The organism is Inquilinus sp. (assembly GCF_057815775.1).
On sequence record NZ_JBYRFX010000220.1, the window covers coordinates 1 to 5,951 of the forward strand.

The following is a 5,951-nucleotide window of genomic DNA, read 5'->3' on the forward strand; positions in this document are numbered from 1 at the left end:
GGGGGTGAACCAGCGCTCGATCACGCCATCGGCCAGCGCCGCCATGCCGCCCGCCTGTACCGCCGCGATCCGCGGGTCCCACACCGCGCCGCCGCCGGCATAGGCGGTGGTGCAGCAGGGCACCAACCGGTCCACCCGGTCCGCCGCATGGATGCCGAGCCACAGCGCCACCATCCCGCCCATCGACAGGCCGACGACATGGCTGCGGCCGATGCCGAGCGCGTCGAGCAGCCCGACCGCATCGCGGCCGAGCCGGTCGAGGCTGTACGGCCCGGCAGGCACGTCGCTGCCGCCATGGCCGCGATGGTCGTAGCGCAGCACCCGGAACCGACTGGCGAAGCGGTCGACCTGCGGCGCCCACATGCCGTGATCCGACCCGACGGCGTGGATCAGCAGCAGCGGCGGTCCGTCCGCCGGCCCGTCGAGGCTGTAGTTCAGGCGGCATCCGTCGACGGTGACATGCGGCATGATCGATCCTCCCGGTCGGATTGTCTCAGTGCGCCAGGGCGTAGGGGCCGCCCTTGGCCACGGCCGCCTTGTAGGCCGGCCGATCCTGCATCCGCCGGTTCCAGCCGTCGAGCTCCGGATAGGCCACGCGCTTGCCGGTCGAACCCGCGACCTCGCCGATGAAGCTGAGCTGGATATCGGCCCCGGTCAGCGCATCACCGAGCAGATAGGGTCGGCCGCGCAGCGCCGCGTCGACATAGGCCAGGTGGCTGGCGATCTGGCTGTCGATCCGCGGCCGCACCGGCGCCGCGGCGTCGCCCAGCCGGCCGGCATAGATGGCCAGCATCAGCGGCAGCATGGCCGAGCCTTCGGCGAAATGCAGCCAGTGGACATAGTCGTCATAGGCCGGCGTGTCCGGCGCCGGCTGCAGCCGGCCGCCGCCATGGCGGCGGATGATGTAGTCGATGATGGCGCCCGATTCGGCGATCACCCTTCCGTCGTCGACGATGACCGGCGCCTTGCCGAGCGGATGCACCGCCAGCAGCTCGGGCGGGGCCAGCCGGGTCTGTGGGTCGCGCTGGTAGCGCTCGACCGCATAGGGCAGCCCGAGTTCCTCCAGCAGCCACAGGATGCGGTGCGACCGGGAATCGTTGAGGTGATGGACGGTAATCATGGGCGTCTCCAGCCGGGCGGCGCGATGGCGGGCGCGCAGTGTGGCCGGGCGTGGCGCCGAAGTCGACGGCCGGATCCCGCGATCCCGCGGGTTGGATCGCGGGATGCGGCGTGCCATCCTCCCCGGCCGAACGTCGCTCTCGGAATCGATCACGCGGGATAGGGGGATGGAATGCCGGCACAGCAGACATCGGGGATTCGCGTCGGCATCGGCGGCTGGACCTTCGAGCCCTGGCGCGGGACCTTCTACCCCAAGGGCCTGGCCCAGAAGCGCGAGCTGGAATATGCCGGCCAGCACCTGACCTCGATTGAGGTCAACGGCACCTATTACGGCTCGCAGAAGCCGGAGAGCTTCGCCCGCTGGCGCGAGGAGACGCCGGAGGGGTTCGTCTTCTCGATCAAGGGCACCCGATTCACCACCAACCGGCGCGTGCTGGCCGAGGCCGGCGAGTCGATCGAACGCTTCGTCACCAGCGGCATCACCGAGCTGAAGGAAAAGCTGGGGCCGATCAACTGGCAGTTCCTGCCGACCAAGCAGTTCGACCCCAAGGATTTCGAGGCGTTCCTGAAGCTGCTGCCGCACAGCGTCGAGGGCCACGCCCTGCGCCATGTGGTCGAGGTGCGGCACGACAGCTTCCGGGTGCCGGAGTTCGTCGACCTGGTGCGCTCCCACAAGGTCGCCGTGGTGCTGACCGACAAGGAGGGCTTCCCGGAGATCCCCGACGTGACCGCCCCCTTCGTCTATGCACGGCTGCAGCGGGCGTCGGAGGAGATCGAGACCGGCTATTCCGCCAAGGCGCTGGACGGCTGGGCCAAGCGGGCGAAGCAATGGGCCCAGGGCGGCGCGCCGGACGACCTGAAGACGATCGGAGCGCCCGAGGCGAAGCCGCCGAAGGCACGGGACGTCTTCGTCTACATGATCAACGGCCACAAGCCGAAGGCGCCGGCCGCAGCCATGGCGCTGATCGCGAAGCTGGCGTGACCGACCCCCGCCAGCACGCGCCCGCGGCGGCGCGCAACCGCGACCCGATCCTGGCCGTGCTGCGCGGCGTGCTGCCCACGGCGGGCACGGTGCTGGAGATCGCCAGCGGCTCCGGCGAGCACATCCTGCATTTCGCCCGGGGCCTGCCGGGCCTGACCTTCCAGCCCTCCGACCCGAACCCCGAGGCGCGGCAGAGCATCGCCGCCTGGGCGGCGGAGAGCGGCCTGGCCAATCTGCGCCCGCCCCTGGCGCTGGACGCGGCGGCGCCGCCCTGGCCGATCGCGGCGGCCGATGCGGTGCTGTGCATCAACATGATCCACATCTCGCCCTGGGCCGCGACCGAAGGGCTGATGCGCGGCGCCGCGGCGATCCTGTCGCCCGGCGCGCCGCTGTACCTGTACGGCCCCTATCGCCGCGCCGGCGTGCCGACCGCGCCGAGCAACGAGGAGTTCGACCGCAGCCTGCGCGGCCGCAACCCGGACTGGGGCCTGCGCGACCTCGAGGCGGTCGCCGCCCTGGCCGCGACCGCCGGCTTCAGGCCGCCCGCGGTGTCCGAGATGCCGGCGAATAATTTGAGCGTGGTGTTCCGGCGAGCCTAACGACTCATCGGCTGGCGGCGTCGTCCGGCATCAGGTTCTCGCGGATCAGTTGCGCCGAGGCCGGGATCGGCTGTCCCGCATGGTCGTAGCGCAGCACCACCAGCCAGCCATAGATGTCGTCCGGCCAATGCCCGCCGGGAATGATCGTCGGGTCGAAGCCCAGCGCCTGGATCAGCTGCGGCACCGCCTCGTGATGCCAGCTGATCAGGATGCGCCGGCCATGCGGCTCGGTGCGCAACGCCTCGGCCAGCGCGTCGACCTGGCGGGTCTTGAAGCGCAGATCGACCGGCAGGCCGAGCGCGCGGCTCAGCGGCTCGATCGTCAGGCGCGGGCGATGGCTGGATTTGGTGTCGGCGGTGGCGACCAGCATGTCCGGCCGCGCCGGCACGCCGTCCAGGGCCAGGTTTTGGAAATAGCCGACATAGGCCGCCGCCCGGGCCTCGCCGGACGGGGTCAGGCCATGGCCGCTCTGCGGGCTTTTCTCCGCATGGCGGATGATCAGGATGGTGGCGTCGGCCAGGCCGGACGGCTCCGCCGCCATGGCCGGGACGACCAGGGCCCATGCGATCAAGGCCACGAACCAGGACAGTTTCATCGTCGAACCCATGCTCAGCCGAAGCGGGTGGGATAGGCGGTGCGGACCCGGCCACCCTCGTCCACGCCCCAGACCACCCGCCAGCGGTCCAGGCAGGTGCAGGGGTGGGAGATGCCGAATTCGACGACGTCGCCGACCGCGACCGGGCTGTCGGGGCCCAGCGCCAGGAAGCTGTGCTGGTCGTTCAGCTTGGCCACCCGCGCCGCGTCCGGCCCGGCGAAATCGGCCAGCACCCGGCCGTCGCGGTGCAGGCGCAACGGGATCGGCAGGTCCTGGTCGTAGGACACGTCGCGCATGCCCATGCCGCACAGCGCCAGGCCGGGCTCCGGCTGCGACAGCACCTCGGCCCACAGCCGCAGCGCCGGGCGGAAGCTCTTCGCCGCACTTTGGATCTCGCCACCGATGCGGAAGCCCTGGCGCCCGTCGATCTCGGCCAGGCCGCGGGCGGTGAAGGCGTGGTCGCTCAGGAACAGCGACCCGCAGCGCAGCACCAGCGTCGCCGCGCCATCTGCCGCGACCACCGGGCCGAGATGGCGCACCACCAGGTCGAAATAATAGGAGCCGCCGGCGGTGACGATCAGCGGGACGCCGGCGCCCACCGCGGCGCGGACGCGCTGGAAGGTCGCCGCTGCCAGTTCGGCCAGACCGGCGACGACGGCTTCGGCCCGGCCGGGGGCGGCGCTGGCCGCCGCGGCCTCATAGGTGGCGACGCCGGCCAGGCGCAGGCGCCCGTCGCTGGCGGCGACCGCGGCGATCACCCGTTCGGCCGCGGCGAGGTCGCGGGCCCCGGCCCGGCCGGCGCCGATCTCGACCAGCACCGACAGCGGCGGCAGCCCGACCTCGCGCCAGGCGACATCGAGCGCCTGTACCGCCTCGACCGAATCGACGAAGGGATGCAGCTCTGCCTGCGGATAGGCCTCCAGCAGCCGGGCCAGGCGCCGGGCGCCGCCCGGGCCGCCAACCTCGTTCGCCAGGATCAGCCGGTTCAGCCCGGCATGCAGCATGACAGTCGCCTGGCGGATGTCGGCCACGGTGGTGCCCCAGGCCCCGGCCGCGACCAGCGCCCCGGCCAGCTGCGGCAGCATCGGCGTCTTGCCATGCGGCGCGATCGCCGCCCCCTGCTCCGCCGCATAGCGCAGCATCAGGTCGCGGTTGCCGGCGAAGGCCGCCTCATCCAGCGTCAGCACCGGCAGCGACATCTCGCCCTCGGCCGGATGCCAGCCCTTTGCCGCCACCGCCGCCAGCGGCATCGGCGCGGTTCCCGGCGGCACGCCGCGGATGCGGTCGTCCAGCATGCTGATATCAAGCGCATCGATCGCGACGGTCACGGACAGATCCTTTCCGACGAATTCCAGCGCCGCGATCACGATCCAGCCAGGCGATGGCTGAGGACGCTCGCAGGCAGCTTCATGCAGGCTATGCTAGCACCACCATCCCCGCCCTGGAGCCCGCGATGATCACTTGCCATGTCCGCTACGTCGTCGACCAGGACAAGCTGCCGGAATTCGAGACCTATGCCCGGATGTGGCTGGAGCTGGTGCCGCGCTTCGGCGGCACCCATCACGGCTATTTCCTGCCGTCGGAGGGCGAGAGCGACGTCGCCCTGGCGCTGTTCAGCTTCCCCAGCTTCGCTGCCTACGAAGTCTACCGGCAGCGCGCCGCCGGGGACCCCGAGGTCGCCAAGGCCATGGCCTACGCCAAGGAGAACCGCTGCTTCCTGCGCCACGAGCGGACGTTCTTCCGCCCGGTCGGGACAGAGAGCTGAGCCGGGGCGAACCTGTATGAGCTCACGGCTGTGAAGCAGTTACTGCCAGATCCGCTCCGGCAAACCTGTAGACGACGGACCATTCGGCATACGGTTGGAATTTATGCCAAATGACCGTCACGGTGATGCCGGTAGCATCCTCTTCGATCCGATAGATCTCACCACCTTCGGATTCCGACACGATTCTCGCAACCAAGATGCCGTTGCGAAGGATCTCCCGGCAGTTCCGGATCGAGAGGCGGGTCGGCGGACACATCTCGGCCTGCGACAGGGCAAACTCACCCACCTCGATGTGAAGCACGCCGCCCTCCACCGAGAGCCCGGTGATCGGCGCATCGTGGAATACGGCAGGCCTGATCATCGGAACGTCCTTCGGCCTCTGGGTCGCCCCATGTGAGCCTACCCCGCCACCCGCCAGCCCGGCACGGTCTTGCCGCGGAAGACGTGGACGTCGTTGCCGCCCGGCACCGCCAGCCGTTCCGGCAGGTCTTCGCTGCCGCGGACCAGGGTGATGGTGTCCTCGTTCACCGGCAGCTGGTAGAAGGCCGGGCCGTTCAGCGACGCGAAGGCCTCGAACCGGTCCAGCGCCCCCTCCTCCGTGAACACCTCGGCGTAGCAGGCGACGGCGACGCGGGCGTTGAACACGCCGGCGCAGCCGCAGGCCGTCTCCTTCGCATGCACCGGATGCGGCGCGGAATCGGTGCCGAGGAAGAAGCGCGGGTCGCCCGAGGTCGCGGCCGCCCGCAGCGCCAGGCGGTGGTTCTCCCGCTTCACCACCGGCAGGCAGTAGTAATGCGGCCGCACCCCGCCGACGAGCAGGTCGTTGCGGTTCAGCACCAGGTGCTGCGGTGTGATCGTGGCGCCGACCCGGCCGTCGCCCTGGTCGAGCAC

Annotated in this window: 9 protein-coding genes; 3 read left to right on the forward strand and 6 right to left on the reverse strand. The window is 70.7% G+C overall.

What is annotated here, in order from left to right; genetic code table 11:
* Positions 1 to 468: alpha/beta fold hydrolase (locus AC3XYG_RS07970; protein ID WP_489139279.1), on the reverse strand; the 468-nt coding region annotated here is incomplete at its 3' end.
* Positions 469 to 493: 25 nt separating this feature from the next.
* Positions 494 to 1,120 (reverse strand): glutathione S-transferase family protein, encoded by a 627-nt coding sequence (locus AC3XYG_RS07975; RefSeq protein WP_489139280.1) that lies wholly within the window; start codon positions 1,118 to 1,120, stop codon positions 494 to 496.
* Between the two features lie 171 nt (positions 1,121 to 1,291).
* On the opposite strand from AC3XYG_RS07975, the gene AC3XYG_RS07980 reads away from it, so the two are divergent.
* Both AC3XYG_RS07980 and AC3XYG_RS07985 read left to right on the forward strand, forming a co-directional pair.
* Positions 1,292 to 2,101, forward strand: coding sequence for a DUF72 domain-containing protein (locus AC3XYG_RS07980; RefSeq protein ID WP_489139281.1), 810 nt, complete (start codon positions 1,292 to 1,294; stop codon positions 2,099 to 2,101).
* Positions 2,098 to 2,700, forward strand: coding sequence for a DUF938 domain-containing protein (locus AC3XYG_RS07985; protein WP_489139282.1), 603 nt, complete (start codon positions 2,098 to 2,100; stop codon positions 2,698 to 2,700). The genes AC3XYG_RS07980 and AC3XYG_RS07985 overlap by 4 nt, the downstream gene beginning before the upstream one ends.
* Positions 2,701 to 2,704: 4 nt before the next feature.
* Here the strand turns inward: AC3XYG_RS07985 and AC3XYG_RS07990 are convergent, their stop codons facing one another.
* Positions 2,705 to 3,295 (reverse strand): hypothetical protein, encoded by a 591-nt coding sequence (locus AC3XYG_RS07990; RefSeq protein WP_489139283.1) that lies wholly within the window; start codon positions 3,293 to 3,295, stop codon positions 2,705 to 2,707.
* 14 nt (positions 3,296 to 3,309) lie between these two features.
* The gene (locus AC3XYG_RS07995) at positions 3,310 to 4,623 is read right to left on the reverse strand and encodes an alanine racemase (RefSeq protein WP_489139284.1); all 1,314 of its coding nucleotides are present in this window, start codon (positions 4,621 to 4,623) and stop codon (positions 3,310 to 3,312) included.
* Between the two features lie 125 nt (positions 4,624 to 4,748).
* Between AC3XYG_RS07995 and AC3XYG_RS08000 the strand changes: the two genes are divergently transcribed.
* Positions 4,749 to 5,060 carry an NIPSNAP family protein gene (locus AC3XYG_RS08000; protein WP_489139285.1) on the forward strand — a complete coding sequence of 104 codons (312 nt, stop codon included), beginning with the start codon at positions 4,749 to 4,751 and terminating at the stop codon, positions 5,058 to 5,060.
* A gap of 22 nt (positions 5,061 to 5,082) precedes the next feature.
* Here the strand turns inward: AC3XYG_RS08000 and AC3XYG_RS08005 are convergent, their stop codons facing one another.
* Positions 5,083 to 5,421, reverse strand: coding sequence for a hypothetical protein (locus AC3XYG_RS08005; protein ID WP_489139286.1), 339 nt, complete (start codon positions 5,419 to 5,421; stop codon positions 5,083 to 5,085).
* A gap of 38 nt (positions 5,422 to 5,459) precedes the next feature.
* Positions 5,460 to 5,951: dihydroorotase (locus AC3XYG_RS08010; RefSeq protein WP_489139287.1), on the reverse strand; the 492-nt coding region annotated here is incomplete at its 5' end.

Excerpts from the sequence above, each read along its gene's own strand:
- AC3XYG_RS08000 (WP_489139285.1), top strand. The coding sequence starts at position 4,749 with ATGATCACTTGCCATGTCCGCTACGTCGTCGACCAGGACAAGCTGCCG.
- AC3XYG_RS07990 (WP_489139283.1), bottom strand. The coding sequence starts at position 3,295 with ATGAAACTGTCCTGGTTCGTGGCCTTGATCGCATGGGCCCTGGTCGTC.
- AC3XYG_RS07980 (WP_489139281.1), top strand. The coding sequence starts at position 1,292 with ATGCCGGCACAGCAGACATCGGGGATTCGCGTCGGCATCGGCGGCTGG.
- AC3XYG_RS07975 (WP_489139280.1), bottom strand. The coding sequence starts at position 1,120 with ATGATTACCGTCCATCACCTCAACGATTCCCGGTCGCACCGCATCCTG.
- AC3XYG_RS08005 (WP_489139286.1), bottom strand. The coding sequence starts at position 5,421 with ATGATCAGGCCTGCCGTATTCCACGATGCGCCGATCACCGGGCTCTCG.